General features: G+C 67.7%; 19 protein-coding genes. 8 read left to right on the top strand and 11 right to left on the bottom strand.

All coding sequences use genetic code 11. The annotated features are described in order from the left end of the window. Nucleotides 1–110: 110 nt before the first annotated feature. Nucleotides 111–953 (top strand): glycine betaine ABC transporter substrate-binding protein, encoded by an 843-nt coding sequence (locus A5740_RS18610; RefSeq protein WP_076196383.1) that lies wholly within the window; start codon nucleotides 111–113, stop codon nucleotides 951–953. Nucleotides 954–965: 12 nt separating this feature from the next. On the opposite strand, the gene A5740_RS18605 is transcribed toward A5740_RS18610, so the two are convergent. Together A5740_RS18605 and A5740_RS18600 are read right to left on the bottom strand one after the other, a co-directional pair. Beyond that, nucleotides 966–1,790 (bottom strand): SDR family oxidoreductase, encoded by an 825-nt coding sequence (locus A5740_RS18605; protein ID WP_076196381.1) that lies wholly within the window; start codon nucleotides 1,788–1,790, stop codon nucleotides 966–968. A gap of 41 nt (nucleotides 1,791–1,831) precedes the next feature. Next, nucleotides 1,832–2,119: a helix-turn-helix domain-containing protein gene (locus A5740_RS18600; RefSeq protein ID WP_076196379.1), complete on the bottom strand. Its 288-nt coding sequence runs from the start codon at nucleotides 2,117–2,119 to the stop codon at nucleotides 1,832–1,834. 67 nt (nucleotides 2,120–2,186) lie between these two features. On the opposite strand from A5740_RS18600, the gene map reads away from it, so the two are divergent. After that, nucleotides 2,187–2,948 (top strand): type I methionyl aminopeptidase, encoded by a 762-nt coding sequence (map, locus tag A5740_RS18595; RefSeq protein ID WP_076196377.1) that lies wholly within the window; start codon nucleotides 2,187–2,189, stop codon nucleotides 2,946–2,948. Here the strand turns inward: map and A5740_RS18590 are convergent. From A5740_RS18590 to A5740_RS18580, 3 genes are all read right to left on the bottom strand, one after another. After that, entirely contained in the window at nucleotides 2,914–4,278 is a 1,365-nt protein-coding gene (locus A5740_RS18590; protein ID WP_371454771.1) for an MFS transporter, read from the bottom strand. The genes map and A5740_RS18590 overlap by 35 nt on opposite strands. Nucleotides 4,279–4,416: 138 nt before the next feature. Further along, nucleotides 4,417–8,130: a multifunctional oxoglutarate decarboxylase/oxoglutarate dehydrogenase thiamine pyrophosphate-binding subunit/dihydrolipoyllysine-residue succinyltransferase subunit gene (locus tag A5740_RS18585; protein WP_076196374.1), complete on the bottom strand. Its 3,714-nt coding sequence runs from the start codon at nucleotides 8,128–8,130 to the stop codon at nucleotides 4,417–4,419. A gap of 132 nt (nucleotides 8,131–8,262) precedes the next feature. Beyond that, nucleotides 8,263–9,018 (bottom strand): hypothetical protein, encoded by a 756-nt coding sequence (locus A5740_RS18580; RefSeq protein WP_175616291.1) that lies wholly within the window; start codon nucleotides 9,016–9,018, stop codon nucleotides 8,263–8,265. 119 nt (nucleotides 9,019–9,137) lie between these two features. On the opposite strand from A5740_RS18580, the gene A5740_RS18575 reads away from it, so the two are divergent. Next, on the top strand, nucleotides 9,138–10,361 hold the full coding sequence (locus A5740_RS18575; protein WP_083654245.1) for a multidrug effflux MFS transporter: 1,224 nt from the start codon (nucleotides 9,138–9,140) through the stop codon (nucleotides 10,359–10,361). A 79-nt stretch (nucleotides 10,362–10,440) separates the two neighbouring features. Then, entirely contained in the window at nucleotides 10,441–12,138 is a 1,698-nt protein-coding gene (locus tag A5740_RS18570; RefSeq protein WP_076196370.1) for an MFS transporter, read from the top strand. A gap of 4 nt (nucleotides 12,139–12,142) precedes the next feature. On the opposite strand, the gene A5740_RS18565 is transcribed toward A5740_RS18570, so the two are convergent. The 3 genes from A5740_RS18565 to A5740_RS18550 all read right to left on the bottom strand — a co-directional run bounded on the left by A5740_RS18565 (nucleotide 12,143) and on the right by A5740_RS18550 (nucleotide 18,415). Then, nucleotides 12,143–13,495, bottom strand: coding sequence for an FAD-binding oxidoreductase (locus A5740_RS18565; protein WP_076196368.1), 1,353 nt, complete (start codon nucleotides 13,493–13,495; stop codon nucleotides 12,143–12,145). Further along, the gene (locus A5740_RS18560) at nucleotides 13,488–16,913 is read right to left on the bottom strand and encodes a TM0106 family RecB-like putative nuclease (RefSeq protein ID WP_076196366.1); all 3,426 of its coding nucleotides are present in this window, start codon (nucleotides 16,911–16,913) and stop codon (nucleotides 13,488–13,490) included. Before A5740_RS18560 ends, A5740_RS18565 begins: the two co-directional genes overlap by 8 nt. 962 nt (nucleotides 16,914–17,875) lie before the next feature. Next, nucleotides 17,876–18,415: an LppP/LprE family lipoprotein gene (locus tag A5740_RS18550; RefSeq protein ID WP_076196395.1), complete on the bottom strand. Its 540-nt coding sequence runs from the start codon at nucleotides 18,413–18,415 to the stop codon at nucleotides 17,876–17,878. A gap of 112 nt (nucleotides 18,416–18,527) precedes the next feature. Between A5740_RS18550 and A5740_RS18545 the strand changes: the two genes are divergently transcribed. Genes A5740_RS18545 through A5740_RS18535 form a run of 3 tightly spaced genes read left to right on the top strand, consistent with a single transcriptional unit; the run spans nucleotide 18,528 to nucleotide 22,254 of the window. After that, nucleotides 18,528–20,261, top strand: a complete 1,734-nt coding sequence (locus tag A5740_RS18545) for a DEAD/DEAH box helicase (RefSeq protein ID WP_076196364.1) — start codon at nucleotides 18,528–18,530, stop codon at nucleotides 20,259–20,261. Then, nucleotides 20,258–21,490 (top strand): acyltransferase, encoded by a 1,233-nt coding sequence (locus A5740_RS18540; RefSeq protein WP_076196362.1) that lies wholly within the window; start codon nucleotides 20,258–20,260, stop codon nucleotides 21,488–21,490. Before A5740_RS18545 ends, A5740_RS18540 begins: the two co-directional genes overlap by 4 nt. 53 nt (nucleotides 21,491–21,543) lie before the next feature. Further along, nucleotides 21,544–22,254 (top strand): siderophore-interacting protein, encoded by a 711-nt coding sequence (locus A5740_RS18535; protein WP_076196360.1) that lies wholly within the window; start codon nucleotides 21,544–21,546, stop codon nucleotides 22,252–22,254. Here the strand turns inward: A5740_RS18535 and A5740_RS18530 are convergent. Both A5740_RS18530 and A5740_RS18525 read right to left on the bottom strand, forming a co-directional pair. Further along, entirely contained in the window at nucleotides 22,226–22,828 is a 603-nt protein-coding gene (locus tag A5740_RS18530; RefSeq protein WP_076196358.1) for a TetR/AcrR family transcriptional regulator, read from the bottom strand. The genes A5740_RS18535 and A5740_RS18530 overlap by 29 nt on opposite strands. Beyond that, nucleotides 22,828–24,066 carry a cytochrome P450 gene (locus A5740_RS18525; RefSeq protein WP_076196356.1) on the bottom strand — a complete coding sequence of 413 codons (1,239 nt, stop codon included), beginning with the start codon at nucleotides 24,064–24,066 and terminating at the stop codon, nucleotides 22,828–22,830. Before A5740_RS18525 ends, A5740_RS18530 begins: the two co-directional genes overlap by 1 nt. A gap of 67 nt (nucleotides 24,067–24,133) precedes the next feature. Between A5740_RS18525 and A5740_RS18520 the strand changes: the two genes are divergently transcribed. After that, on the top strand, nucleotides 24,134–24,976 hold the full coding sequence (locus A5740_RS18520; protein WP_175616290.1) for a rhomboid family intramembrane serine protease: 843 nt from the start codon (nucleotides 24,134–24,136) through the stop codon (nucleotides 24,974–24,976). Here the strand turns inward: A5740_RS18520 and A5740_RS18515 are convergent. After that, entirely contained in the window at nucleotides 24,973–26,328 is a 1,356-nt protein-coding gene (locus tag A5740_RS18515) for an FAD-binding oxidoreductase (protein ID WP_076196352.1), read from the bottom strand. The two genes, A5740_RS18520 and A5740_RS18515, sit on opposite strands and share 4 nt — an antisense overlap. Nucleotide 26,329 lies beyond the last annotated feature (1 nt).

The following is a 26,329-nucleotide window of genomic DNA, read 5'->3' as shown; positions in this document are numbered from 1 at the left end:
GATCTGGCCGTCGACCACATCGTGCCCAGCGCCCTGGACCCCCGCGTCGGCCCCGCAGTCGCGGCCGCAGTCGCCGCGGCAGCGGACACCGCAGAGTCCTGAGTTCGCGAATGCGCCGCACCCTGGCGTTGGCGCTGTCGATTCTCTTCGCGCTGGTCGCCGCCGGTTGCGGCGATCGTTCAGCGCCGGCTCCGATGGCGGTCGGGGCGGGGCCGACGCCCGAGTCGGCGCTGCTCGGTCAGCTCTATGCGGCGGCGCTGCGCTATTACGGCACCCCGGCCGAGGTGACCGAGTCCAACGGTGGCCTCGGCGTGCTGGATTCGGGATCGGTGACCGTGCAGCCCGGGTTCACCGGCCGGTTTCTGACCGAGCTGAACCCCACCGCCGCGGCCCGCGCGGATGAGCAGGTGTACCGGGATCTGGTGTCGGCGTTGCCCGAAGGCGTCGCCGCCGGTGACTACACCATGTCGGCTCAGGACAAGCCCGTGCTGGTGACCGACGAGGCCACCGCCACGGCGTGGGGCGGCACCGATCTCAGCGCGGTGCGCCGGCACTGCGCTCAGGTCCGTCCCGGTGCCGTGGCCGGTACCCGCCTGCCCGTCGAGATCGGTTCGTGCCGGCTGCCCAAGCCGGTGCTGTTCCCCGACGACAAGGGTCTGTTCGCGGCGCTGCGCGCCGGAAAGATCAACGCCGCCTGGTCGACGACGGCCGATCCCGGGATCCCGTCGGATCTGACGGTGCTGTCCGACAAGACGGCGTTGATCCGTGGCGAGAACGTGGTGCCGCTGTACCGCCGCAACACCCTGAACGAACGTCAGATCCTGGCGCTCAACGAGATCGCCGGAGTCCTGGACACCGGGTCGTTGGCCGACATGCGCCGCCAGGTCGGCGAGGGGGCCGACCCGCGCGGTGTGGCCGAGGCGTTCCTACAGGCGAACCCGCTCGGCCACTGACCGAAACCAACGTCAGCGCGGCATGGCCCGTGCGGCCACCGAGGCGAACAGCTTCTGGTATCCCGAGCCGGTGATCCGCACGATCACGTCGAGGATCTTGGCATCGGGCCCGACGAGCACCCGCGCCTTGTTCTTGCGGACCGCTTCGAGGATGATCTTGGCCGCGCGCTGCGGCGTGGTGTTGGCGAGCTTCTTGTCGAAGGCTTCGGCGAGCGCCTTCTGGTCCAGCCCTTCGGCAGCGGTGGCATTGCGGGCGATCGCGGTCTTGATGCCGCCGGGGTGCACACAGGTCACCTTGACCGGGTGCTTGGCCACCGCCATCTCCTGACGCAGGGACTCGGTGAAGCCGCGCACGGCGAACTTGGCCGAGTTGTAGGCCGCCTGCCCGGGCACCGAGAAGATGCCGAACAAGCTCGATACGTTGACGACGTGTCCGTCACCCGAGGCGATCAGGTGCGGCAGGAACGCCTTGGTGCCGTTGACGACGCCCCAGTAGTCGACGTCCATCACCCGCTCGATGTCCTTGAACGAGCTGACCTCGACGTCGCCGGTATACGCAATGCCCGCGTTGTTGTAGATCTGGTTGACCTTGCCGAAGTGTTCTTTGACCGCGTCGGCGTAGAGCAGGAAGGCCTCACGCTCGGTGACGTCGAGCCGGTCGGTCTTGACCTCGGCACCGATCGCCTTGAGGCGTTCTTCGGTGATCGCCAGGCCTTCGGTGTCGACGTCGCTGATCGCCAACTTGGCCCCGGACCGTCCGAGCTCGATGGCCAATGCCTGTCCGATACCCGATCCGGCGCCGGTGACGACGGCGACCTTTCCGGCGAAGCCCTCCATAGAACACTCCTTGTGTGGTTCGACGTGTCGAGGTTCCGAGGCTACGCGGTACCGGCGGTCTCGCATATGGCGGCCTCCGTTGCGGCCGCGTCGGACCACACATCGGCCAGGGTCTGCAGGGGAATGCCGAGGGCCGCACTCAACCCGACCACCGTGCCGAACGCCGGGGACGGCAGCCGCCCGGTCTCGATCTTGCGCAGGGTCTCCGGGGAGATCCCGGCCTGCTCGGCGACCTCGTCGAGCGGACGGTTGCCCCGTGCCGCCCGCAGGGTCTCGCCGAGTCGGCGGCCGGCGGCGATCTGGGCGGGGGTGAGCGGGGTGCGAACCACGACACCACGCTAGCGCCGGTATTTATATACCGCTAGTGTTGGTATTTAAATACCGAGGAGGCTGTACGTGATCGAGTTGAAGACCGACGCCGAGATCCAGAACATGCGGACCACCGGACGGTTCGTGGCCGAGGTGCTCACCGCGTTGAGCGGACTGGCCGAGGTCGGGATCAACCTGCTCGACCTCGAACATCATGCCCGGGACATGGTCAAACAGCGCGGGGCCGAATCCTGCTACTGGGACTATGCCCCGTCCTTCGGCAAGGGGCCGTTCCGCAACGTCATCTGCCTGTCGGTGAATGACGCGGTGCTGCACGGCCTTCCGCACGACTACCGGTTGCGTGACGGCGACGTGCTCAGCATGGACTTCGCGGTGTCCATCGACGGCTGGGTCGCCGATGCGGCCCGCACCGTGATCGTCGGTACCCCCGCGGCCGCCGACGTGCGGTTGATCCGGGCCACCGAGGAGGCGCTGGAGGCCGGAACGGCCGCGGCGGTACCCGGCAACCGGCTCGGCGACATCTCGGCGGCCATCGGCGCCGTCGCCGCCGATTACGGCTATCCCGTCAACCTCGAATTCGGCGGCCACGGACTGGGCCGCACCATGCACGAGGACCCGCACGTGCCCAACCGGGACCGGGCCGGTCGCGGCCTGAAGTTGCGGGCCGGGATGACGCTGGCGCTGGAACCATGGTTGGCCGCGGGTACCGACCGCATCGTCTACGACCCCGACGGCTGGACCATCCGATCGGCCGACGGCTCACGCACCGCGCACACCGAGAACACCGTGGCGATCACCGAATCCGGTCCGCTGGTGCTGACCCGTTAGCCGCGGCGCCCAGGTACCGCGGCCGTAGCAGCCACGTGGCCGCGACGCTGATCGCCGCGGTGGCCACCAGATAACTGCACGCATACCAGGGCTTTCCGCCGTTCGCGGCGATCAGTGCGGTCAGGATCAGCGGGGTGAGGCCCGAGGCGTAGACACCGGAGAGCTGATAGACCGTCGACAACCCCGTGTAGCGGGTTCGGGTGGGGAACAGCGACGCGTACAACGTGCCCTGGGCGCCGTAGAACCACGCGTGGATGATGCCGAAGGCCAACACCATCCCGATCGCGTACGCCGTGATGCTGCCGGTGTTGAACAGGGCGAAGGCCGGGAACACCGCGAGCCCGTAGGCGGCGATGCCGGTGCCGTACACCGCCCGCGGACTGAAGCGGTCGGCCAGCCACCCCGACACCGGAAGCAGGACCGCCATCAGCAGCGCCGCGACGGTGACGACGATCAACACGGGAACCTTGTCGAGGTGCAGGGTGGTGGTGGCGTAGGCGATCGTGAAGACACCCCAGGTGTTGTACGCCGCGCCTTCGCCCCACCGCGACAGCAGGCCGAGCACGGTGGACCGCAGGGTTGGAGGCCGGAAGATCTCCTTGACGGGGACCGCCGCACGATCGTCGTCGCGGCGGATCTTCTCGAACGCCGGTGTCTCGGCGACCCGGAACCGGACCACCACGCCGAAGATCACCAGGGCGATGCTGATCAGGAACGCGATGCGCCACCCGTAGGACAGGAACGCCTCGGCCGACAGCCACAGTTGCAGCAGCACGAACACGCCGGTGCCCAGCGCCAGGCCCAAGGCCAGCCCGATCTGCGGGATGCTGCCGAACAGTCCGCGTCGGCCCCGGGGGCTGTGTTCCACGGCAAGGAGCACCGCGCCGGCCCATTCGCCGCCGAGCGCGAAGCCCTGCACGATCCGCAACAGCAACAACAGGATCGGGGCCAGCACGCCGATCTGCGCCGCGGTCGGCAGCAGCCCCATGAGCGCGGTGGCGCCACCCATCAGCAACATCGTCAGGGCCAGGGTGCGTTTGCGGCCGATCCGGTCACCGATATGGCCGAACACGAACCCGCCGATGGGGCGCACCACGAAACCGACCGCGAACGTCGCGAACGCCAGCATCGTTCCGACGAACGAACTCTGGTCCGGGAAGAACGCGTGGTTGAACACTAGGCTCGCGGCAGTGGCGTAGAGGAAGAAGTCGTACCACTCGATCGTCGTGCCGACCACGCTGGCCAGGACGGCCGTGCGGACGGTCTTCGGATCGGGGGCAGACGTCGCCGGACCGTCGTTGACGGGCGCGGCGGCCTGTTGCAAAGTCACCCTAGATGAGTAGCCGCCCGCCGTGGCGGCGACCAGGGTTGCACGCGCGGTGATTCGAAAGCGACGCCCCAGAACAACGAAATGGTCGCTACCGTGGTGCGGCAGCGACCATTTCGTTGATTTTGAGGAGCAGTACGGCTAGCCGAACGCCAGGTCGATGATCTCCTGCTGTTCGACCGCATGGACCTTCGACGAACCCGAGGACGGAGCCGACATGGCGCGCCGCGAGATCCGCTTGATCCCGGTGAAGTACTCCGGCAGCACCTCCGGCAGGGTCAGCCCCAGCGACGGCCACGCGCCCTGGTTGGCCGGCTCCTCCTGCACCCAGAACTTCTCGGTGACGTTCGGGTAGCGGTCGAGCGTCTCGGCCAGCCGCCGCCGCGGCAACGGTGCCAGCTGCTCGAGCCGCACGATCGCCACATCTTCACGGTTGTCCTTGGCCTTGCGCGCGGCCAGCTCGTAGTAGAGCTTGCCGCTGGTGAGCAGGACCCGCCGGACCTTCTCGCGGTCACCCTCACCGTCGGTGTAGACGGGCTCCTCCAGCACCGAACGGAACTTGTTCTCGGTGAAGTCGCGGATGTCGGAGACCGCGGACTTGTTGCGCAGCATCGACTTCGGGGTGAAGACGATCAGTGGACGCTGGATACCGTCCTTGCCGTGGCGGCGCAGCAGGTGGAAGTAGTTCGCCGGGGTCGAGGGCACCGCGATGGTCATCGAACCCTCGGCCCACAGCTGCAGGAAGCGCTCGATGCGGCCCGAGGTGTGGTCGGGACCCTGACCCTCGTGGCCGTGCGGCAACAGCAGCACCACGTCGGAGAGCTGGCCCCACTTGGCCTCACCGGAGGAGATGAACTCGTCGATGATCGACTGGGCACCGTTGACGAAGTCGCCGAACTGGGCCTCCCACAACACCAGTGCGTCCGGGTTGCCCACCGAGTAGCCGTATTCGAAGCCGACGGCGGCGAACTCGGACAGCGCCGAGTTGTACACCAGGAACTTGCCACCGGTCGTCGTGCCGTCGGTGTTGGCGGCCAGCAGTTGCAGCGGGGTGAACTCTTCGCCGGTCTTGCGGTCCACGATCACCGCGTGGCGCTGGGTGAAGGTGCCGCGCTGGGTGTCCTGGCCGGACAGCCGGATCAGCTTGCCCTCGGCGATCAACGATCCCAGCGCCAGCAACTCGGCGAACGCCCAGTCGATCTTGCCCTCGTAGGCCATCTCCCGGCGCCTCTCCAGCACCGGCTTGACCCGGGGGTGAACGGTGAAGCCCTCGGGCACCGCCAGGTGGGCATCGCCGATGCGGGCCAACAGCGATTTGTCCACCGCCGTCGAAAGGCGTTGCGGGATCTGCTGGTCGGCCTCGACCGATTCGCTGGGCTCGGCCGCGTGCTTCTCCAGCTCACGGACCTCGTTGAACACCCGTTCCAGCTGACCCTGGTAGTCGCGCAGGGCGTCCTCGGCCTCTTTCATCGAGATGTCACCGCGGCCGATCAGGGCTTCGGTGTAGGCCTTGCGGGAGCCGCGCTTGGTGTCGATGACGTCGTACATGTACGGCTGGGTCATCGACGGGTCGTCGCCCTCGTTGTGTCCGCGGCGGCGGTAGCACAGCATGTCGATGACGACGTCCTTCTTGAACGCCTGACGGAAGTCCACGGCCAACCGCGCCACCCAGCCACAGGCCTCCGGATCGTCGCCGTTGACGTGGAAGATCGGCGCACCGATCATCTTGGCCACGTCGGTGCAGTACTCGCTGGAGCGCGAATCCGTAGGCGCCGTGGTGAAGCCGATCTGGTTGTTGACCACGATGTGGATGGTGCCGCCGGTGCGGTAGCCGTCGAGCAGCGCAAGGTTCAGTGTCTCGGCGACCACACCCTGACCGGCGAACGCCGCGTCGCCGTGCAGCATCAGCGGGACCACCGGGTAGTTACCCGAACCGTCGGCGTCCTTGTCGGCGTCGAGCAGATCCTGCTTGGCGCGTACCAGACCTTCCAGCACCGGGTCGACGGCTTCGAGGTGGCTGGGGTTGGCGGTCAGCGACACCTCGATGTCGTTGTCGCCGAACATCTGGATGTAGGTGCCGGTCGCGCCGAGGTGGTACTTCACGTCGCCGGAACCGTGTGCCTGCGACGGATTGAGGTTGCCCTCGAACTCGGTGAAGATCTGGCTGTAGGGCTTGCCGACGATGTTGGCCAGCACGTTGAGCCGGCCGCGGTGCGGCATGCCGATGACGACCTCGTCGAGTGCGTGCTCGGCACACTGGTCGATCACGGCGTCCATCATCGGGATGACGGTTTCCGCGCCTTCGAGCGAGAAGCGTTTCTGCCCAACGTATTTCGTCTGCAGGAACGTCTCGAATGCCTCGGCCGCGTTCAGCTTGCTCAGGATGTACTTCTGCTCGGCGACTGTGGGCTTGTCGTGCTTGACCTCGACCCGGTCCTGGATCCACTTCTGTTGCTCGGGTTCGAGGATGTGGGTGTACTCGACGCCGATGTGACGACAGTAGGCGTCGCGCAGCACCGACAGGACGTCGCGCAGTTTCATGTACTGCTTGCCGGAGAACCCGTCGACCTTGAACTCGCGGTCCAGATCCCACAGCGTCAGCCCATGGGTGTTGACGTCGAGGTCGGGGTGACTGCGGAACCGGGTGTTGTCCAACCGCAGCGGGTCGATGTCGGCCATCAGGTGGCCGCGGTTGCGGTAGGCCGCGATCAGCTCGATGACGCGGGCGTTCTTGTCGGCGATCGAATCCGGGTTGTCGGTGCGCCAACGGACCGGCTCGTAGGGGATGCCGAGCTCGCGGAAGATCTCGTCGTAGAACTCGTCGTCGAGCAGCAGGGTGTGGATGGTGCGCAGGAAGTCGCCCGACTCCGCACCCTGGATGATCCGGTGGTCGTAGGTCGAGGTCAGGGTGATCAGCTTGCCGATGCCCAGATCGGCGATGCGTTCCTCACTGGCCCCCTGGAACTCGGCCGGGTACTCCATGGCGCCGGCGCCGATGATCGCGCCCTGGCCCTGCATCAGCCGCGGCACCGAGTGCACGGTGCCGATCGTGCCGGGGTTGGTCAGCGAGATGGTCACGCCGGAGAAGTCCTCGGCGGTCAACTTGCCGTCGCGGGCCCGGCGCACGATGTCCTCGTAGGCCGCGATGAACTGGCCGAAATGCATTGTCTCGCAACGCTTGATCGCGGCCACCACGAGTGATCGATTGCCGTCTTTGCCGGGCAGGTCGATGGCCAGGCCGAGGTTGGTGTGCGCCGGGGTGACGGCGGCCGGCTTGCCCTTGGCCTCGGCGAAGTACCGGTTCATGTTCGGGAACTTCTTGACCGCCTGCACGATGGCATAGCCGAGCAGGTGGGTGAAGCTGACCTTGCCGCCGCGGGTGCGCTTGAGGTGGTTGTTGATGACGATGCGGTTGTCGATCATCGCCTTGGCCGGGATGGCCCGCACGCTGGTGGCGGTGGGCACCTCCAGCGAGGCGTTCATGTTCTTCACCACGGCAGCCGCGGCGCCGCGCAGCACCTGGGATTCGTCGCCCTCGGCGGGAGCGGGAGCCGGCTTGCTCGCCTTGGCCGGAGCCGGCTTGGCGGGAGCCTCCTTGGCGGGGGCTTCCTTCGCCGGAGCTGCCGGAGCTGCCGGAGCTGAAGCCTCCTTCGCGGGCGCTGCCGGAGCCGGGGCGGTCGGAGCAGCTGAGGCCTGACCGTTGGCGACCGTGTTGTCGGTGGTGGGTTCAGGGGAGTAGTCGACCAGAAATTCGTGCCAACTCGGATCCACCGAAGAGGGATCCTCGCGGAACTTGCGATACATCTCCTCGACCAACCACTCGTTCTGACCGAATGGTGAAGGTGAACTGCTCACGGCAGACACTCGCCTCGATTCTTGTGTTCGGCCAGCCGTCACATGCAGGCTCGCCGCTTGTGTTCTTGTCTATGGCGGTTGACCCCGCTCGACCGCCTCATAAAGGCTATCGCCTTTCGTAGTTGCCCGCGCTCACCATCGGTCTGGAGGCTGAGCAGACGGCAACACATGCAACGTTGCCGGCCACCGCGGCGGGGGCGGACCGAAGGCCGCCCGGGCGTTGGTGACAATTTTCTTACCCATCAACCGGTTGCCGACGCCGCCGATGACAGCTCCGATACCCACGGGCAGCATTTTGCCGAAAGCCATCGCACCGCGCTTGAGCGTATATCGCTTCACGAAGTACTTGACCAGCCGGGAGTTGAGCTGCGAGACCGCCGGCAAGGGCAGTGTCGCGGCGCCGTCGGCCAGCCACGCGCCGTTGGTGCGTCCGGTGCCGAGCAGATCGGCGATCGCGTGCTTGCTGTCGTCGCCGACCAGCACGGACAGCACCAGTGCGCGGCGTCGTTCGCGGTGGTCGGCCGGGATGCCGTGCACCTCGGCGACCGCCAGCACGAACACCGACGTGGCCTCGAGGAACACCACCGTCTCGCCGGCCACGGCCGACAACGCCATCAGGGTTCCGATTCCCGGGAACGCGGCGGCCGAACCGACGGCGGCGCCGCTGGCCATCACCGCGGCCAGGTAGTGCTTCTCCAGTCGGGTGACGATCTCGGCCGGGGTGGCGTCGGGCTGCTGGCTGCGCAACCGGTCGACATAGGCCTTGACGGCGGGGGCCTGCACCCGTGCGCTGCCCGCGATGATCGCCGAGAGTGCCTTGGCGGCGGCACTGGGATCTTGGGTCTCTTCAACCTTGGCCGGCAGTGAAGCCTTGGACCGCGCACGCACTTCGGGGCCTCCCACGTGTGAACCCATCGTCGACTGCCAGGCTATCTCAGGGAACAAAACGCAGATCTGCGTCGCTGTTCATCCTCGTGGCATCATCGCCCGACGTGGGCCGTATCCGGATGATCTTGGTGTTGGGCGCCCTGGTCGCGCTGGGTCCGCTGACCATCGACATGTATCTGCCGGCGTTGCCCAGGATCGCCGACGAACTCTCGGTCTCCTCCTCGGTAGCGCAGTTGACGCTGACCGGAACCCTGGCCGGGCTGGCCCTGGGCCAGCTGATCGTCGGTCCGCTCTCGGATTCGCTGGGCCGTCGCCGTCCGTTGATGGCGGGCATCGTGCTGCACATGGTGGCCTCGGTGCTGTGCGTGCTGGCGCCGGACATCGCGGTGCTCGGGGTGGCGCGCGGGTTGCAGGGCATGGGTGCGGCCGCGGCCTCGGTGGTGGCCGTCGCCGTGGTCGGCGATCTGTTCACCGGCACGGTCGCGGCCACGGTGATGTCGCGGCTGATGCTGGTGCTCGGCGTGGCGCCGGTGCTGGCGCCCTCGTTGGGCGCGGCGGTGCTGTTGCACGGGTCGTGGCACTGGGTGTTCGTCGCGCTCGTGGTGGTCGCCGGGGGTCTGCTGGCGATGGCCGCCCTGGCCCTGCCCGAGACGCTGCCGGTTTCGCACCGGCGTCCGCTGGCGGTGCGCGGCATCGTCGGCACCTACGTCGAACTGCTGCGCGATTCGCGGTTCGTGATCCTGGTGCTCGTGGCCGCGCTGGGCATGTCCGGGTTGTTCGCCTACATCTCGGCGGCGCCGTTCGTCCTGCAGGGTCGCTTCGGTCTGGACCAGCAGGCGTTCGCGCTGGTGTTCGCCGCCGGTGCCATCGCGCTGATCGGGTCCACCCAGTTCAACGTGGTGTTGCTGCGCCGGTTCTCGCCGCAGGCCATCACGGTCGCCGCCTTGAGCTGGTCGGTGGTGGCCGGGGTGGTGTTCGTCGGGTTGACCGTGGCGCACGTGGACGGGCTGGCCGCGTTCGTGGTGCCGGTGTTGGCCATCCTGGCCGGGATGGGTCTGGTGCTGCCCAACGCCCCTGCGGTCGCGTTGTCGCGTCATCCCGATGCGGCCGGGACCGCGGCCGCGTTGCTGGGGGCGACGCAGTTCGGGCTCGGGGCCGCGGTGGCGCCGGCGATCGGGACGCTGGGCAACGGTGCGCTCGCGTTGGCCGCGGTGATGACGGCCGGCATGGCAGTCGCCCTGGCGGCGCTGCTGTTGGTCGGTCTGCGTAACGACGACGAGCCGGCCGAATACCAGGACGACGCATTCGACGTCGCGGTCGAGGCGGTCGCCGAGTCGGCCTGATCTCCGCGCGGGTAGCGTCGGCTGCGCCCGCCCCCGTCCCTGCCAGGTCGATCCCGAGGCCCTGACCACCACATCCGACATGTCTCCAGCGCCCAACGCCAGCACCCCGAGCCGGACCGGCAGTGTGCTCGCGCGTCCGGAGAATCCGTGGCACGCGCTGTGGGCCATGATGGTCGGCTTCTTCATGATCCTGGTCGACGCGACCATCGTCGCCGTCGCGAACCCGACGATCATGGAGCAACTCGGCGCCGACTACGACGGCGTGATCTGGGTGACCAGCGCTTACCTGTTGGCCTATGCGGTGCCGCTGCTCGTGGCGGGACGTCTCGGCGATGTGTACGGACCCAAGAAGCTCTACCTGGCCGGTCTGGCCGTGTTCGCCGCCGCCTCGCTGTGGTGCGGGCTGGCCGGCAGCATCGAGATGCTGATCGCCGCGCGGGTGGTGCAGGGCATCGGCGCCGCGCTGCTGACCCCACAGACGCTGTCGACGATCACCCGCATCTTCCCGCCCGAGCGGCGCGGCGTGGCGATGAGTGTGTGGGGAGCCACCGCCGGGGTGGCCACCCTGGTCGGGCCGCTGGCCGGAGGTCTTCTGGTCGGCGGGCTGGGGTGGCAGTGGATCTTCTTCGTCAACGTGCCGATCGGGATCGTGGGTCTGGGCCTGGCGGTGTGGCTCGTCCCGGTGTTGCCGACGCAGCCGCACCGGTTCGACGTGCTGGGCGTGGTGTTGTCGGGGATCGGCATGTTCCTGATCGTGTTCGCGCTGCAGGAGGGGCAGTCGCGGGACTGGGCGCCGTGGGTGTGGGCCACCGGTGCGGTCGGCATCGCGGTGATGGTGGCGTTCGTGTGCTGGCAGGCCGTCAACACCAGCGAGCCGTTGATCCCGCTGCGCATCTTCGCCGACCGCGATTTCGGTCTGGCCAATCTCGGTGTCGCAACCATCGGGTTCGCGGTGACCGCGATGATCCTGCCCTTGATGTTCTATGCCCAGTCGGTGTGTGGGCTGTCGCCGATCCGCTCGGCGCTGTTGACCGCACCGACCGCGATCGCCAGCGGTGTGCTGGCCCCGGTGGTGGGCCGGATCGTGGACCGGGCCCATCCGACCCCGGTGATCGGGTTCGGCTTCTCGGCCATGGCGATCGGGTTGACCTGGCTGGCGATGGAGATGACGCCGACGACGCCGATCTGGCGGCTGCTGCTGCCGCAGCTGGTGATGGGCATCGGTATGGCTTTCATCTGGTCACCGTTGGCGGCCACCGCGACGCGTAACCTGCCGCCGGATCTCGCCGGCGCCGGTTCGGGCGTGTACAACGCCACCCGTCAGGTGGGTTCGGTGCTCGGCAGTGCCGGCATCGCGGCGTTCATGACTTCGCGCATCGGCGCCGAGATGCCCGGAGCCGGGGCGGCGCCGCGCGGCGAGGGGGCGGCCACCCGACTGCCGGAGTTCCTGCACGCACCGTTCTCCGCCGCGATGTCGCAGTCCATGCTGTTGCCGGCGTTCGTGGCGCTGTTCGGCGTGGTGGCGGCCTTGTTCCTGTTGGGGTTCGAGGCCAAGCCCACTTTCGATCCGAATCCGGAACCGTACCTGGACCCACGGGATGACGATGACGACGACTATGTCGAGTTCGTTGTGAACCACGACGACGCCGATGTGCGGGACGACGCGGTGCCGGACGACGAGGCGGCGACGGACTCGTTCCGGGCGCTGCCGGCATCCGATGACCCCGATCAGTGGGAAGACATCTACGCCGAGTTGATGGCCGACCGCGACGAGTGAGCCCTCACCCGAACAGCACAGCCCGGTTGAGGTAGCCGCTCGGATCGAACGCCGCCTTGACCGTGCGCATGGCCGCGATGTCGGCGTCAGTCCGGGACATCGACACATAGTCGCGCTTGCGGGAGCCGACGCCGTGTTCGGAGCTGACGTTGCCGCCGTGCTCGGCGATCAACGCCATCATCGCGGCGTACAACGCGGGTTCGACGCCGGCGGCGCAGCGCAGCACGTTGAGGTGCAGGTTGCCCTCGCCGACGTGACCGAACAACACCGGAATGGCTTCTGGGGCATGGGCAGCGACCAGTTCGGTGGCCGCGACGGCGAACCGTTGGATTGCCGCCAACGGCAGGGCCACATCGAATTTCAGTGGTGGGCCGAACAATCCGAGCACCTCGGCCACTGATTCGCGGACCTGCCACAGCCGCTGTTGGGCGGCGGCGTCGACGCCGACTGCCGGTTCGCCGCAGATCTCGACGTCCTCCAGGGCGTCGGCCAGGCGCTCGGTCTGATCGCTGTCGGCGGCCAGTTCGATCAGCAACTGCCAGGCGCCGTCCACCGGTGCCGCCACCCCGAGATGCTCGGCCGTCAGCGCACTGGCCCGGGCATCGATCAACTCCAGCGCGGCGATGCCGTCGACGTCGCGGAACAGGCGACCAGCGGCGACCAACGCGTCCAGGTCGGCGAATCCGCAGATCGCGGTGACCCGATGAGTGGGGGTCGGATGCAGTCGCAGATCGAGGCCGGTGATCACCCCGAGAGTGCCTTCGGCCCCGACGAACAGTGAGGCGAGGTCGTAGCCGGTGTTGTCGCGGCGGACGTGACTGTGCCGGTGCACCACCGACCCGTCGGGCAGGGCGATGTCCAACCCCAGCACCTGCTCACCCATGTTGCCGTAGCGGACGGTGCGCAACCCACCGGCGTTGGTGGAGGCCATGCCGCCGACCGTGGCCGATTCGCGGGCGGCCAGGTCCACGCCGAAAACCAGTCCGGCGTTGGTGGCGGCGCGCTGCACCGCGGCCAACGGGACGCCGGCACCGACGCGTACCCGGCGCTCGACGGTGTCGACGACGCCGACATCGGTGAGCCGCTCGGTGGACAGCAGGATGTCGTCGTTTTCCGGCACGGTTCCGGCCACCAGTGAGGTCAGGCCACCCTGCACCGTGACACATACTCGGGCGTCGCGGCAGGCCCGCAGCACCGCGGCCACCTCGTCGGCGGTGCCGGGGCGCACCAGGGCGGTGGCGTTGCCGCGGTACCGCCCGGTGTGATCGACGCACCGGCCCGCCAGCACATCGGGGTCGGTGGTCACGTAACCCGCACCGACGATCCCGGCAAGCGTTTCGGTAAGCGTTTCAGTCACCGGATGGGTGTATCACAGGATCGGTCAGGGCCAGGAACGCCCCGAGCGCGACGAGGCTGTCCGGTTGAGCCGGAAGATAGTCGGTGAGCTGTGGTGAGCGCACGATGTAGGCAACGTATTTGGCTCGGCTGATCGCCACATTGAGCCGGTTGCGGTTGAGCAGGAACCCGATGCCGCGCGGCACGTCGGCCGCCGAGGACGCCGTCATCGACACGAACACCACGGGTGCCTGCCTGCCCTGGAACTTGTCCACCGTGCCGGCCTGCACGTCGGCCAGCCCGGCCGCGTCGAGAGCGCGCCGCACCGTGGTCACCTGCGCGTTGTACGGCGTGACCACCAGGAAGTGATCCTGTCCCAGCGGTGTGCTGCCGTGCTCGTCGGTCCAGGTGGTGCCCAGCAGACCGGTGATGGCGGCGACGATCGCGGCGGCCTCTTCGGGACTGTCGGTCGAATTGCCCAGGTGCGCGACCTCGAGCACCCGGACCCCGGGCTCGACACCGTCGAGTTTGCGTGCGGCACTGACCTGTTCGTGGGACTGCAGCCGGCCGTCATAGGACAGCCGCGACACCGGGCCGCACACCGCCGGATGCATCCGGAACGAGCAGTCCAGGAAATAGCCACGCTCGGCCGGCAGCGTGTGTGCGCCCTCGACCAGCCAGCCCAACGCGGAATCGTCGACCGGTGCCGGATGAGTGCCCTGACAGACTTGCGGGAGCTGCTGGGGGTCACCGAGCAGCAGCAGGTTGCGTGCGGCCGGGGCCACCGCGATGGTGTTCGCCAGGTTGAACTGCCCGGCCTCTTCGAGGACCAGCAGGTCGAGACATTGCCGCGGTACCCGCGCCTCGTTCGCGAAATCCCATGCGGTACCGCCGATCACACAGCCGGGATGGTCGGCGATGAACGAGGCATAGTGGTTCTGGTCGATCTCCGTCCACCGTGGGTCCGTGCCCCTGCGTTTCTTGGCGATTCGTTCGGCCTGCACCCCGGCGTCGAGCACTTGATCCAGCAGATGCTCGATCACCGCATGCGATTGCGCGACGATGCCGATCCGCCACCGGTATTCGTTGACCAGCCGGGCGATGATCTGCGCCGAGGTGTGGGTCTTGCCGGTGCCGGGCGGGCCGTGCACCGCGATATAGGAGCTGTCGAGATCCAACAGGGCGGCGATGATGTCGTCGGCGGTCTTCCCGCCGCGAGGCAGCGGGCGGCCGCTCACGGTGCGTGGTGGACGCCGCAACAGGACATCGGTCACTGCGTCGGCGGGCAGGCTCGGCAGACCGGCGGCCACCGTGGAGGCCGTGCCGTCGATGGATGCCTGCAGAGGCTTGGTGTTGATCGGCGGGCCGGGGGTCAACGCGAACGGTACCTGGGCGAAGGCCTCGCCGCCGGTGGGTTGGCGTTCGGTGATCACCACCTCGGTGGGCGCATCCGGATTGTCACAGCTGATGACGGCGGCGCTGCCGAAACCGCGCCGGTCCGGGTCGTCGGACAACCCCGCCGGCGCCGGCGGGGCGTAGAGCGCGTACACCTCGGTGCTCAGCTCCCCGGCGTCGATGGCGCCGGTGAGCGCGACCTGCCGTTGCGGTTTGCGGGCCCGCGGCGGGGTGTGCCAATCATTGACCACCCGAGCCTGTTCGGCGACGAAAACCCCAGTGCTGTCCGCCCATTCGTCGACCGGACTGTTGATCCGGTCGAAATGACCCCACCAGAACGGTTTGTCCTCACGTTTGTAGAAGCCGCGGGCCGCGGCGATCATCGCCACCGCCTGCTGCTCGGCCGAGCGAGGTTCCACCCCGTCGCCGGCGAACTTGAGCAGCTTGCGGTCGACGGCGTCGGCCTTCTCGATCGGCCCGCCGTCACGCACCGGTTGCGGGCCGCGGGGCGGTACGGCAGCTTCGAACGCGCGGTTGATCAGCCAGTCCCGCAGGCGGTGGGTGGACCGGCAATCGTAGCGGTTGTAGTCCTCGATCTCCTTGAGGACGGTGGCGGCCTCGTCGTGCTGGCCGGCGTCGCGTAGTGCACAGAAGCGGGCGTACTCGGTGATCGAATCGGTGGCCTTGGTGACCTCCCCGTCGCGTAGTTCGTTGCCCATGTAGAGCGGCTCCAGCGACTTGATGCTGTAGTTCTCGGTGCCGACGCGAATGCTCTTGCGTACCAACGGGAGCAGGTCGACGAGGACGCCGGCCCGCAACAGGTCGTCGACGTCGTTCTCGCCCACCCCGTAGCGCCCGGCCAGCCGCAGCAGCGTGCTGCGCTCGTACGGCGCGTAGTGGTATATGTGCATCTTGGGAAAACGCTTGCGGCGCTTGCGGACCAGGTCCAGAAAGTCGATGAGCACCTGACGTTCACTGGCCCGATCATGCGCCCAGAACGGCTGGAAATTGCCCTCCGCGCCGAGAACGCCCCAGAGGTATTCCAGGCCCCAGTCCTGACCGTTGGCCGTCCACAGCGGGTCGCCTTCGTAGTCGAAGAACAGGTCGCCCTTGTCCGGGTCCGGGAGAAGCATCAGCGGTTGTGGATCGACCACTTCGTATGGCGGCTTGCCGTCGAAGCGCGGTGCCACCTGCAACCGCGCCTGACCGGTCAGCGCCGTCAGCGCGCGTTGCGCCAGCCCGGGCACCGCGCCGGTGTGCTCGGCCAGTTGACGGGTGGTGGTGACACCGGCCTCGATGAGCCGGGCGCGCTGGGTGGTGCGCATGCCGGCGACCAGGAACAGGTCGTCGGTGGCCCGGACCTGCTGCTCGCATTCGGGGCAGCCGAAACAGGCCCGCACCGTGTCGTCGGACCAGGCCACGGCGGTTCCGGCCGCCAAGTGTCCGTCGAGCAGGGCCTGCAGCGCGGCGCGACGCGGCCGGTACACCGCCAGCAGCTCGTCGACCCGGTAGCTGGCCAGCGTGCCGCCGCCGAGCACCAGGTCGACCTCGTCGGCGACCGGAACGCCGGCGCCGGTCAGCGCATCGGCGTAGGCGGCCAGTTGCAGCAGCGCTTCGACCTTCACCGAGCGGGCCAATTTGGTGTCGCGCAACCGGTAGCGGTCGCCGTCCCAGATCAGGAAATCGGCGAACCCGGCGAACCGGCCGTCGAACATCGCGGCCTGGAATATCACCGGATCCCGTCGCCGCGCAGCCGCCACGGTGGCCGCGGCGGCTGCCGACAGCCCGGCCACGGTATAGGCGGGCCGGCCGATCACGGTCACATCGGCCTCGGCGCTCAGTTCATCGAGATGGCGCCGCTCGTGTTCGGCACCGAGCTCTGCTGTGCGGGCGAGTAATTCGTCTGCATCGGACACCGCAGGCCCCCGGCCGAGCCGGGCGTCGAACGAGCGCAGCAGCGCATATTCGCAGCGGGCGGCCGCGGCCAGGTCTGACGCGCTGTAGATGACCGTCGGCCCCGACGCGCCTTCGTCGGTGACGAACACGCTGCCACTGTAGGTGAGGACACCGACAGTCTTGAGTTCCCTCGCGAAACAGCATTCCGGGTTGCTAAGCCGCGGCCTTGGCGACCCTCACTTCTGTTTCGCGCTGGCTGCACCATGCGCAGTCGCTTGGCGTCCCAGGCGTACCGCTTGCGGTCGGTCTGATGCTGAATCCCGTCGTACTCCAAAGCGATCTGGGGTACCTCCCAGCCCATGTCGAGGTACGCGAACTCGTTGCCGTAGTCATCCAGCACAGGGATCTGGGTCCGGGGCCGCGGGTAGCCGGCGTCCATCACCAGCAGGCGTAGCCAGGTCTCTTTCGGGGAATCGGCGCCGGCATCCATCAGACCGAGCGCTTCCCGGCACCGTCGGACCCCGCGGGCGCCCGCATACCGCTCGGTGAGCGGCAGGACGTGCTCGACTTCGAGACCCGTCGCGTGGGCGAGCGCGTCGAGATGCTCGACGGCGGCACGGCGGGGGAGGAAGCGACCGAGATCGAGCGCCGTCCGAGCGACATTTGTGACGGCCATGCCGTTGATCTCCTCGACTTCGTCAGGAGCGATCCGATCGTTGTGGGTGATGATTCCGCGCGGCGGCCGGTTGTTGGCCCAGATGAGTTCGATCGGCACGTCCTCGTCGACCCATTCGGCACCGTGCAGCGCCGCCGCGGCCCGGCCGGTGACGACTCCTTTCCGCTTGGACCACAACCAGGCGGCGACCGTGTTGGTGTAGAGCGATGGCTCGGCCACCCGAGGTGTGTAGACGTCCGGAAAGATCGCCCGGTAGGCAGCGCGCAGGCGGCCTCTGCTGAGTTCGCCCCGTTCTACGGCTTCACTGCCGACAAATATCGTTCCCATGGGCCGAGAATGCCGTCGCTGGCCGACACCCACCGCGAGAGTGAAACCAGGGTCGCCAAGCCGCCGACTCAACGACTCGGAATGCTGTTTCGCGGCAACAACGAAAACTCAGACGTTGCCCATCAATTCCACACCGCCGCCGTTCCAGCGGAACTTCACGGTGCTGGCCAGCCCGTGGAAGCCGCCGGAGTACTGCAGGGCCACGGTGTCACCGGTGGTCGCGGTCTTGTCGATGCCGTTGAAGCCGTAGGTGTCGGGCACGCCGGTGGGGATGAACTTGCCGAGGTGGAACAGCACCGCGCGGGTGTTCGGATGTTCGGAGTTGGTGTTGGCCCGCACGATCACCGCCGACAGCTGCGCGCACTCGTTGTAGTTGCCGGCGATCGGCTCGGGGCTCCAGGCCTGATTGCTGCGCGGGTCGCGGGGCAACTCCGAGACGGCCTTGGCGATCTCCGGTGCGGCCAGGTTCACCGCGCACGGATCGGCTTCCGGTGGTGCCGAGGTGGGACCGGCCGGCTTCGGGGCGGGCTGCGCCGCCGCCGGGGGTGCGGGATTGGCACTGGGGCCAGGAGTTTTGGAGACCGTCGAATCACCCGATCCGCACCCAACTATTGTGAGTGCGGTCGTCAAGATGACCGCCGGGGTCATCACAACCATCGCGACCCGGTTCACAGTTGGGCAACCCTACCGTGGCCCGGTTGCGGCTTTGTGCAGGCGCGCGGCGGGGGATGGGCCTGTTTGGCACTAGACTTCTGAACCGATGACCTCGCCAGACCCGGATCCGGGGGACGCCGCCCCGACATTTGCCGACCTGCAGATTCACCCTGCGGTGCTACAAGCCGTCACCGAAGTGGGATACGAATCGCCCTCGGCAATTCAGGCCGCCACCATCCCGGCCATGCTGGCGGGCTCGGATGTGGTCGGGTTGGCCCAGACCGGTACCGGTAAGACCGCCGCCTTCGCGATCCCGATCCTGTCCAAGATCGACACCGGTAGCCGCAACACCCAGGCCCTGGTTCTGGCACCGACCCGCGAGCTGGCCTTGCAGGTGGCCGAGGCCTTCGGCCGGTACGGTGCGCACCTGCCCGAGGTCAACGTGTTGCCGATCTACGGCGGGGCGTCCTACACCGTGCAATTGAGCGGTCTACGCCGTGGCGCGCAGGTGGTGGTGGGCACTCCGGGCCGGGTGATCGATCACCTCGAACGCGGCACCCTGGATCTGTCGAACCTGGACTACCTGGTGCTCGACGAGGCCGACGAGATGCTCACGATGGGCTTCGCCGAAGAGGTCGAGCGGATCCTCGCCGACACCCCCGAGTACAAGCAGGTCGCCTTGTTCTCGGCCACCATGCCGCCGGCCATCCGCAAGATCACCACCAAATATCTGCATGATCCGGTCGAGGTCACGGTCAAGGCCAAGACCGCCACCGCCGAGAACATCACCCAGCGCTTCATCCAGGTGGCCGGCGCGCGCAAGCTGGACGCGTTGACCCGGGTGCTCGAGGTCGAGCAGGGCGACGCGATGATCGTGTTCGTCCGGACCAAGCAGGCCACCGAGGAGGTTGCCGAGCGGCTCAAGGCCCGCGGTTTCGCGGCCGCCGCCATCAACGGCGACATCAACCAGGCGCAGCGGGAGCGCACGATCACCGCGCTCAAGGACGGCACGATCGACATCCTGATCGCCACCGACGTCGCCGCGCGCGGCCTGGACGTCGAGCGCATCAGCCACGTGGTCAACTACGACATCCCGCACGACACCGAGTCCTATGTGCACCGCATCGGCCGCACCGGGCGGGCCGGACGCTCGGGGCATGCACTGCTCTTCGTCACCCCGCGCGAACGTCACCTGCTGAAGTCGATCGAGAAGCACACCCGCTCAAAGGTCATCGAGGCCGAGTTGCCCAGCGTCGACGACGTCAACGCTCAGCGGGTGGCAAAGTTCCGTGACTCGATCACCGATTCGCTCAACGGCGACGGCCTCGAGTTGTTCCGCCGGTTGATCGAGGACTACGAGCGCGAGAACGACGTGCCGATGGCCGACATCGCCGCGGCGCTCGCCCTGCAGTCACGCAACGGCGAAGAGTTCCTGATGACGGAGCCGCCGCCGGAGAAGCGCCGGGAGCGTGACCGCGATCGCGGGGAGCCCCGCGGCGAGCGGCCGCCACGCGCCCCGCGGGAAGGCCTGGCGACGTACCGGATCTCGGTGGGCAAGCGGCACAAGGTGGGGCCGGGTCACATCGTGGGCGCCATCGCCAACGAAGGTGGTCTGCACCGTAACGAGTTCGGCCACATCACCATCCGCGGGGATTATTCGCTGGTCGAGTTGCCCGAGAAGTTGCCCAAGAAGACGCTCAAAGCTTTGGAGAACACCCGAATCTCGGGCATGTTGATCAACCTCACTCCGGAACGCGGTGAGCGTGCCCCGCGCCGCGAGTACAAGGAGCGTTCCGGTTATCGCGACCGACCAGGAAAGCCGCACCGGAAGCCCAAGTGACGGTCTCGGAAAATGTGACGGGGCCGTCGGAGCAAGGTGGTCTTGAGTCGGTCGACGCACCGGCCTCGGCGTCCACCCGCGTCGCCGCACTCACCGGAATCCGGGCGGTGGCCGCCATTCTGGTGGTGCTGACGCATGCCGCGTACACCACCGGCAAGTATCCGCAGGGATATCTGGGGCTGGTGTATTCGCGGGCCGAGATCGGGGTGCCGATCTTCTTCGTGCTCAGTGGGTTCCTGTTGTTCCGGCCCTGGGTGAAGGCCGCGGCGAGCCGCGTATCAGATCCGGCGGCGAGCCGCGTATCAGATCCCGCGGCGAGCCGCGTATCAGATCCGGCCGCGACCGAGGGCCAGGCACCGTCGGTGCGCCGCTACGCGTGGCATCGGGTGCGACGGATCATGCCGGCCTATGTGGTCACGGTGCTGCTGGCCTACCTGCTCTACCACTTTCGCACCGGCGGGCCGAACCCCGGCCACTCCTGGACCGGTCTGTTCCGCAATCTGACGCTGACCCAGATCTACACCGACAACTACCTGTTCTCGTATCTGCATCAAGGGCTGACGCAGATGTGGAGCCTGGCGGTGGAGGCGGCCTTCTACGTCGTGCTGCCACTGTTGGCGTATCTGCTGCTGGTGGTGTTGTGCCGGCGACGCTGGCGGCCGGGTCTGTTGTTCTTCGGGCTGGCGCTGCTGGCGGCGGTGTCGCCGCTGTGGCTGACCATCGTGCACGATTCCACCGACCTGCCCGACGGCGCGCGGTTGTGGTTGCCGACGTACATGGCGTGGTTCGTGGCGGGAATGGCGCTGACCGTGCTGGGGCAGTTGAAGGTGCGGGCCTACGGGATGGTGTGTGTGCCGTTGGCCGTGGTGTGTTACTTCATCGCCTCGACGCCGATTGCGGGGGAGCCGACGACGTCGCCGGCCAAGCTGAGCGAGGCGTTGGTCAAGACGTTCTTCTATGCGGTGATCGCGGCATTGTTGGTGGCGCCCCCGGCGCTCGGTGATCGTGGTTGGTTCAACCGGTTCCTGGCGTCGCGGCCGATGGTCTTCCTCGGTGAGATCTCCTACGAGATCTTCCTGATCCACCTGATGATCATGGAGTTGGTGATGGTCGAGGTGCTGCGGATCCCGGTCTACACGGGCTCGATCGTCAGTCTGTTCGTGCTCACCATGGTGTTCACCATTCCGGCGGCCTGGCTGCTGCACCGCTTCACGCGAGTCCGTTCCTGAAACGTTAGTTAGGGTACGCTTACCTAACGAACTGTTTCAGCGGGGAGGTGCGCATGGGTGAGCAGAAGGCGTCGCGCGGGCTGGAAGGTGCCCTGGTCAAACTCTTCCGCGGCGGCGATTACCAACTGTCGGTGACCGGCCGGACGGAGCTCACGCCGAACTACCTCAGATTGCACTTCCGCGCCGAGCGGTTGCTCGCCGAACATCGGGTGCACCCGACGATGTGGGTGCGGGGCTGGTTCCCGCACGACGGCAAGGCGCATCAACGTGGCTACACCTTGGTCAACGCCGATCCGCGGGCCGGCACCGTCGACATCGATTTCGCCATGCACGACGGCATCGCCACCGGATGGGCCAGCGGCGCCCAGCCCGGCGATGTCCTGGATGTGACGGTCCTGGGCAGCAACTTCACCCTTCCCGAGCCGACCCCGGCCGGGTACGTGATCGTGGGGGACACCGCGTCGCTGCCGGCCATCAATTCCCTGTTGGACGCGATCGGCGACACCCCGGCCCGGGTGTTCCTGGAGGCGGGCCACGATGACGACCGGGAGCTCCCGGTCGCCGGGGATGCGGACATCACCTGGGTCGACGGCGCCGACGAGGGCCTGCTGGAGGTTGTCAGCGCCTCGGCGTTCGACGCCGCCGATCACTTCGGCTGGGTCGCCTGCAACAACCGCACCACCCGGGCGGTGGCACAGGTCTTTCGTGAGGAGTACGGCATTCCCCGCCGATCCATCAAGGCACAGGCGTACTGGGTGGCGTGACCGCCTGCTGGGCCGGTATCACGAGCGGGGCGACGAACTCGGCCAGCATCGTGCGTTCGTCGGTCTCGTCGACGCCGGGGAACACCAGGAGCGAGACCATGATTCGCACCAGCCACCGGGCGCGGCGGCCCACCTCGTCGCCCGGGTCGGAGCCCAGTGAGCGCACGAACCCCTCCACCAACGCGCGAATCACCTCGGAGTGTTCGGCCATCTCACCACCGATGGGCGGTTGTGCGGTGGCGAACCAGGACGACAGTGCCGGACTCTGCCGCACCGCCCGCAGGGACGTGATGACGCCTTCGATCAACCGTTCGGCCGGAGCGGTGACCGCCGCCACCTGCTCACTGACCTCTTCGTACAGTCGTCGTGCCTCCCGGTGCACGTAGGCGGTGTAGAGCGCGTCGCGGTTCTCGAAGTAGCGGTACAGGGTGGCGCGGGAACACCCTGCGGCCGCGGCGATCTCGTGCATGCCGACGCCAGCCGCGTCCTGTTTGGTGAACAGGGCGTCCGCGGCGTCGAGGATGTGGTCGGCGGCCACTTCGGACCGTCGCACCGAGAGCCAGTCGCGTGCCATCAAGTGCCGGCCCGGAACGGCACTGACAGCGGCCGTCGGACATAACTACCACCGGCCCACACGACGGCGTCCACATCGACCTCGAATTCGGGATAACGCGACAACAACTCGGTCAACGCTACCCGGGACTGCATGCGGGCCGCCGCCGCACCCAGGCAGAAATGGGCGCCGTGGCTGAACGTGAGAATGTTGCGCGGTGTGCGACGCACATCGAGTTCGGCTGCGTCGGCGCCGAATTCGCGCTCATCACGATTCCCGGACCCGTACAGCAACAGGGTTTTGCGTCCGGCCGGGATCGTGGTGTCGCCGATCGTGACCTCGCGGGTGGTGGTGCGGGCCAAGCCCTGCACCGGGGAGGTGAGCCGCAGGAACTCGTCGACGGCGTCCGGGATGAGTTCCGGATCGTCGATCAGGAGCCGCCGCTGATCGGGCCGCTGCTGCAGCAGTTGCACTGCCCCACCGAGCATTCCGGTGGTGGTGTCGTTGCCGCCGGTGACCATGGTGAAGGTGAACGCCAGGATCGACAGCACGCCCGCGATGTCACCGTCCGACCCCACGCCGGCGGCGACCAGATGGGAGATCGTGTCGTCACCCGGTTCCCGGCGACGCCGCTCGATGAGCTCCGAGAAATAGCCCATCATCGAGGCCACCGCGGCGCCGGCGGTGCCCATCGCCGCGGTGATGCCCCCGGCCGAACTGTTTGCCGCGACGATCGCCTCGGTCCAGCCGTCGAACTGGTCGCGGTCGGCTTCGGGCACTCCGAGGTAATGCGCGACGACCATCGACGGCAGCGGTTTGAACAGTTCGGTGACGATGTCCCCGCCGCCGTTCGAGCGCAACCCCTCGAGGCGCTCGACGACGAACTCCCGCACCTTCGGCTCGACGGCCTCGACCTGCCGGGGTGTGAAGCCCCGGGACACCAGCTTGCGGAACTCGGTGTGCACGGGCGGGTCTTGCATGACGAACGGCGGATTGTCGGCCAGGCCGATCATCTCCAGTTCGCCGTAGGTGATGGTCAGGCCTTGGGCCGAGGAGAAGGTCTCGTGGTCGCGGGCGGCCGACCAGATGTCGGCGTGCCGGGACAGGACGTAGTAGTCGTTCTCGGGCTTGTCGTCGGGCACCACGTGGTGCACCGGGTCATGGTCACGCAGTGCGGTGTACATCGGCCAGGGATCAGCCCAGGTATCGGCGTCGGCAGGCTCGAACCGGGCGGGGCTGTGAGACAAAGTCGCTGACATGTCTTATTCGTACGACGTAGAAACGCGCGGTGTCAATAGCGGGTTTGCCTGGGTAGGCTCGGGCGCGATGAACACCCCAGCGTGTTACCGCCATCCGGACCGTCCCACCTATGTGCACTGCACCCGCTGCCAGCGCCCCATCTGCCCCGAGTGCATGCGCTCGGCGGCCGTGGGCCATCAGTGCGTGGAGTGCGTCAACGATGGCGCGAAATCCGTGCGGGCGCCGCGTACCCAGTTCGGCGGCGTGGCACGGCCCGGAGTTCCGGTGCTCACCTATGCGCTGATCGCGGTCAACGTGGTGATGTTCGTGCTGCAGATGGCCTCGGGAGACCTGGAACAGAAGTTCACCCTGTGGCCGCCCGGCATCGCCGGGCACGACCAGTACTACCGCCTGGTGACCTCGATGTTCCTGCACTACGGCGCGATGCATCTGCTGTTCAACATGTGGGCGCTCTACGTCGTGGGCCCGCCGCTGGAGCAGTGGTTGGGTCGGCTGCGGTTCGGCGCGTTGTATGCGCTCAGCGGTCTGGGCGGCTCTGTGCTGGTGTACCTGCTGTCCCCGCTGAACACCGCGACCGCGGGAGCGTCGGGTGCAATCTTCGGTCTGTTCGGCGCGATCTTCGTGGTGGCCCGCAAACTCAACCTCGACGTGCGGGCGATCGCCGCCGTCGTCGTGATCAACCTGGTCTTCACATTCGTCGGCCCCATGCTCGGCACCGGGGCGATCAGCTGGCAGGGGCACGTCGGCGGCTTGATCACCGGTGCCGGAATTGCCGCAGCGTTCGTATACGCGCCGGCTCAGCGGCGCAACGCGATACAGGCGGGGGTGTCGGTGGCGGTGCTGGTGCTCTTCGCCGCCCTGATCGTCTGGCGCACCAACAACATGTTGGCGCTCTTCGGTGCCGGTTAGATCGCCGCGCCGGGGTTGAGGATGTTCAGCGGGTCCAGCGCCTGCTTGATCCGCTGATTGAGCGCCAGGGCGTCCGGTCCGATCTGCCCGGCCAGCCATGGCCGCTTGAGCCGGCCCACACCGTGCTCGCCGGTGATGGTGCCGCCCAGGCTGATGGCCAGATCCATGATTTCGCCGAAGGCGAGCTGGGCGCGGGCCGCCATGTCGGTGTCGGCCGGATCGAACACGATCAACGGGTGCGTGTTGCCGTCACCGGCGTGGGCGATCACCGAGATCATCACGTCGCGCTGGGCGGCGATCTCGGCCACCCCACTGACCAGTTCGGCGAGCGCGGGCAGCGGCACCCCGACGTCTTCCAGCAGCAGTGAGCCCTTGGCCTCGACGGCCGGGATGGCAAAGCGACGGGCCGCGACGAAGGCCTCGCCCTCGTCCGGGTCGGATGTCGAGAACACCTCGGTGGCACCGTATTCGGCGAAAACCTCGGCCATGAAGGCGGCGTCTTCGGCGCCGGCGGCACCGCGGTCGTCGGAGGCGGCCACCATCATCGCCGCGGCCTTGCGGTCCAGGCCCATCTTCAGCTTGTCCTCGACGGCGTTGATCGCCACCGAATCCATGAACTCGAGCATGGACGGCCGGATCTTGCCGGTGATCTTCACGACCGCGCTCGCGGCGGCCTCCACCGAGTCGAAGGTGGCCACCACCGTGCACGGCACATGCTGGGGCGGCAGTAGTCGCAGCGTCGCCTCGGTGACCACGCCCAGGGTGCCCTCGCTGCCGACGAACAGCTTGGTCAGGCTCAGCCCCGCAACATCTTTCAACCGCGGGCCGCCCAGGCGTACCGCGGTGCCGTCAGCCAGCACGACCTGTAGGCCCAGAACGTAATCGGTGGTGACGCCGTACTTGACGCAGCACAGCCCGCCGGCGTTGGTGGCGACGTTGCCGCCGATGCTGCAGATTTCGAACGACGACGGGTCCGGCGGGTACCACAATCCTTGGGCTGCAACCGCTTTCTTCACCTCGGCGTTGAGCAGCCCGGGCTGGACGGTGGCGGTGCGGGTGATCGGGTCGACGGTGATGTCGCGCATCTTCTCCGTGGACAGCACGATCCCACCGTCAAGCGCCGTCGCACCGCCGGACAGCCCGGTGCCCGCACCACGGGGCACGACCGCCACCTTGTGCTCGGTGGCCCACCGCAGCACGGTCTGCACTTCCTCGGTGCGGGTGGGCCGGACCACGGCCAGCGGCGTACCCGCGGCCGGATCGGCAGCCCGATCCCACCGGTAGGAAGCCAGGATGTCGGGGTCGGTGACCACGACCCCTTCGGGCAGTTCGCTGATTAACTCTGACAGCACA

Source organism: Mycobacterium sp. GA-1841 (assembly GCF_001954135.1).
Classification (GTDB): domain Bacteria; phylum Actinomycetota; class Actinomycetes; order Mycobacteriales; family Mycobacteriaceae; genus Mycobacterium.
Note: the sequence above shows the minus strand (reverse complement) of the source record. Positions and strands in the feature narration are given on the sequence as shown.

Coding starts and splice junctions, on each gene's coding strand:
- A5740_RS18610 (WP_076196383.1), top strand. CDS start 111: ATGCGCCGCACCCTGGCGTTGGCGCTGTCGATTCTCTTCGCGCTGGTC.
- A5740_RS18605 (WP_076196381.1), bottom strand. CDS start 1,790: ATGGAGGGCTTCGCCGGAAAGGTCGCCGTCGTCACCGGCGCCGGATCG.
- A5740_RS18575 (WP_083654245.1), top strand. CDS start 9,138: ATGATCTTGGTGTTGGGCGCCCTGGTCGCGCTGGGTCCGCTGACCATC.
- A5740_RS18570 (WP_076196370.1), top strand. CDS start 10,441: ATGTCTCCAGCGCCCAACGCCAGCACCCCGAGCCGGACCGGCAGTGTG.
- A5740_RS18550 (WP_076196395.1), bottom strand. CDS start 18,415: ATGACCCCGGCGGTCATCTTGACGACCGCACTCACAATAGTTGGGTGC.
- A5740_RS18545 (WP_076196364.1), top strand. CDS start 18,528: ATGACCTCGCCAGACCCGGATCCGGGGGACGCCGCCCCGACATTTGCC.
- A5740_RS18535 (WP_076196360.1), top strand. CDS start 21,544: ATGGGTGAGCAGAAGGCGTCGCGCGGGCTGGAAGGTGCCCTGGTCAAA.
- A5740_RS18530 (WP_076196358.1), bottom strand. CDS start 22,828: ATGGCACGCGACTGGCTCTCGGTGCGACGGTCCGAAGTGGCCGCCGAC.
- A5740_RS18525 (WP_076196356.1), bottom strand. CDS start 24,066: ATGTCAGCGACTTTGTCTCACAGCCCCGCCCGGTTCGAGCCTGCCGAC.
- A5740_RS18520 (WP_175616290.1), top strand. CDS start 24,134: ATGAACACCCCAGCGTGTTACCGCCATCCGGACCGTCCCACCTATGTG.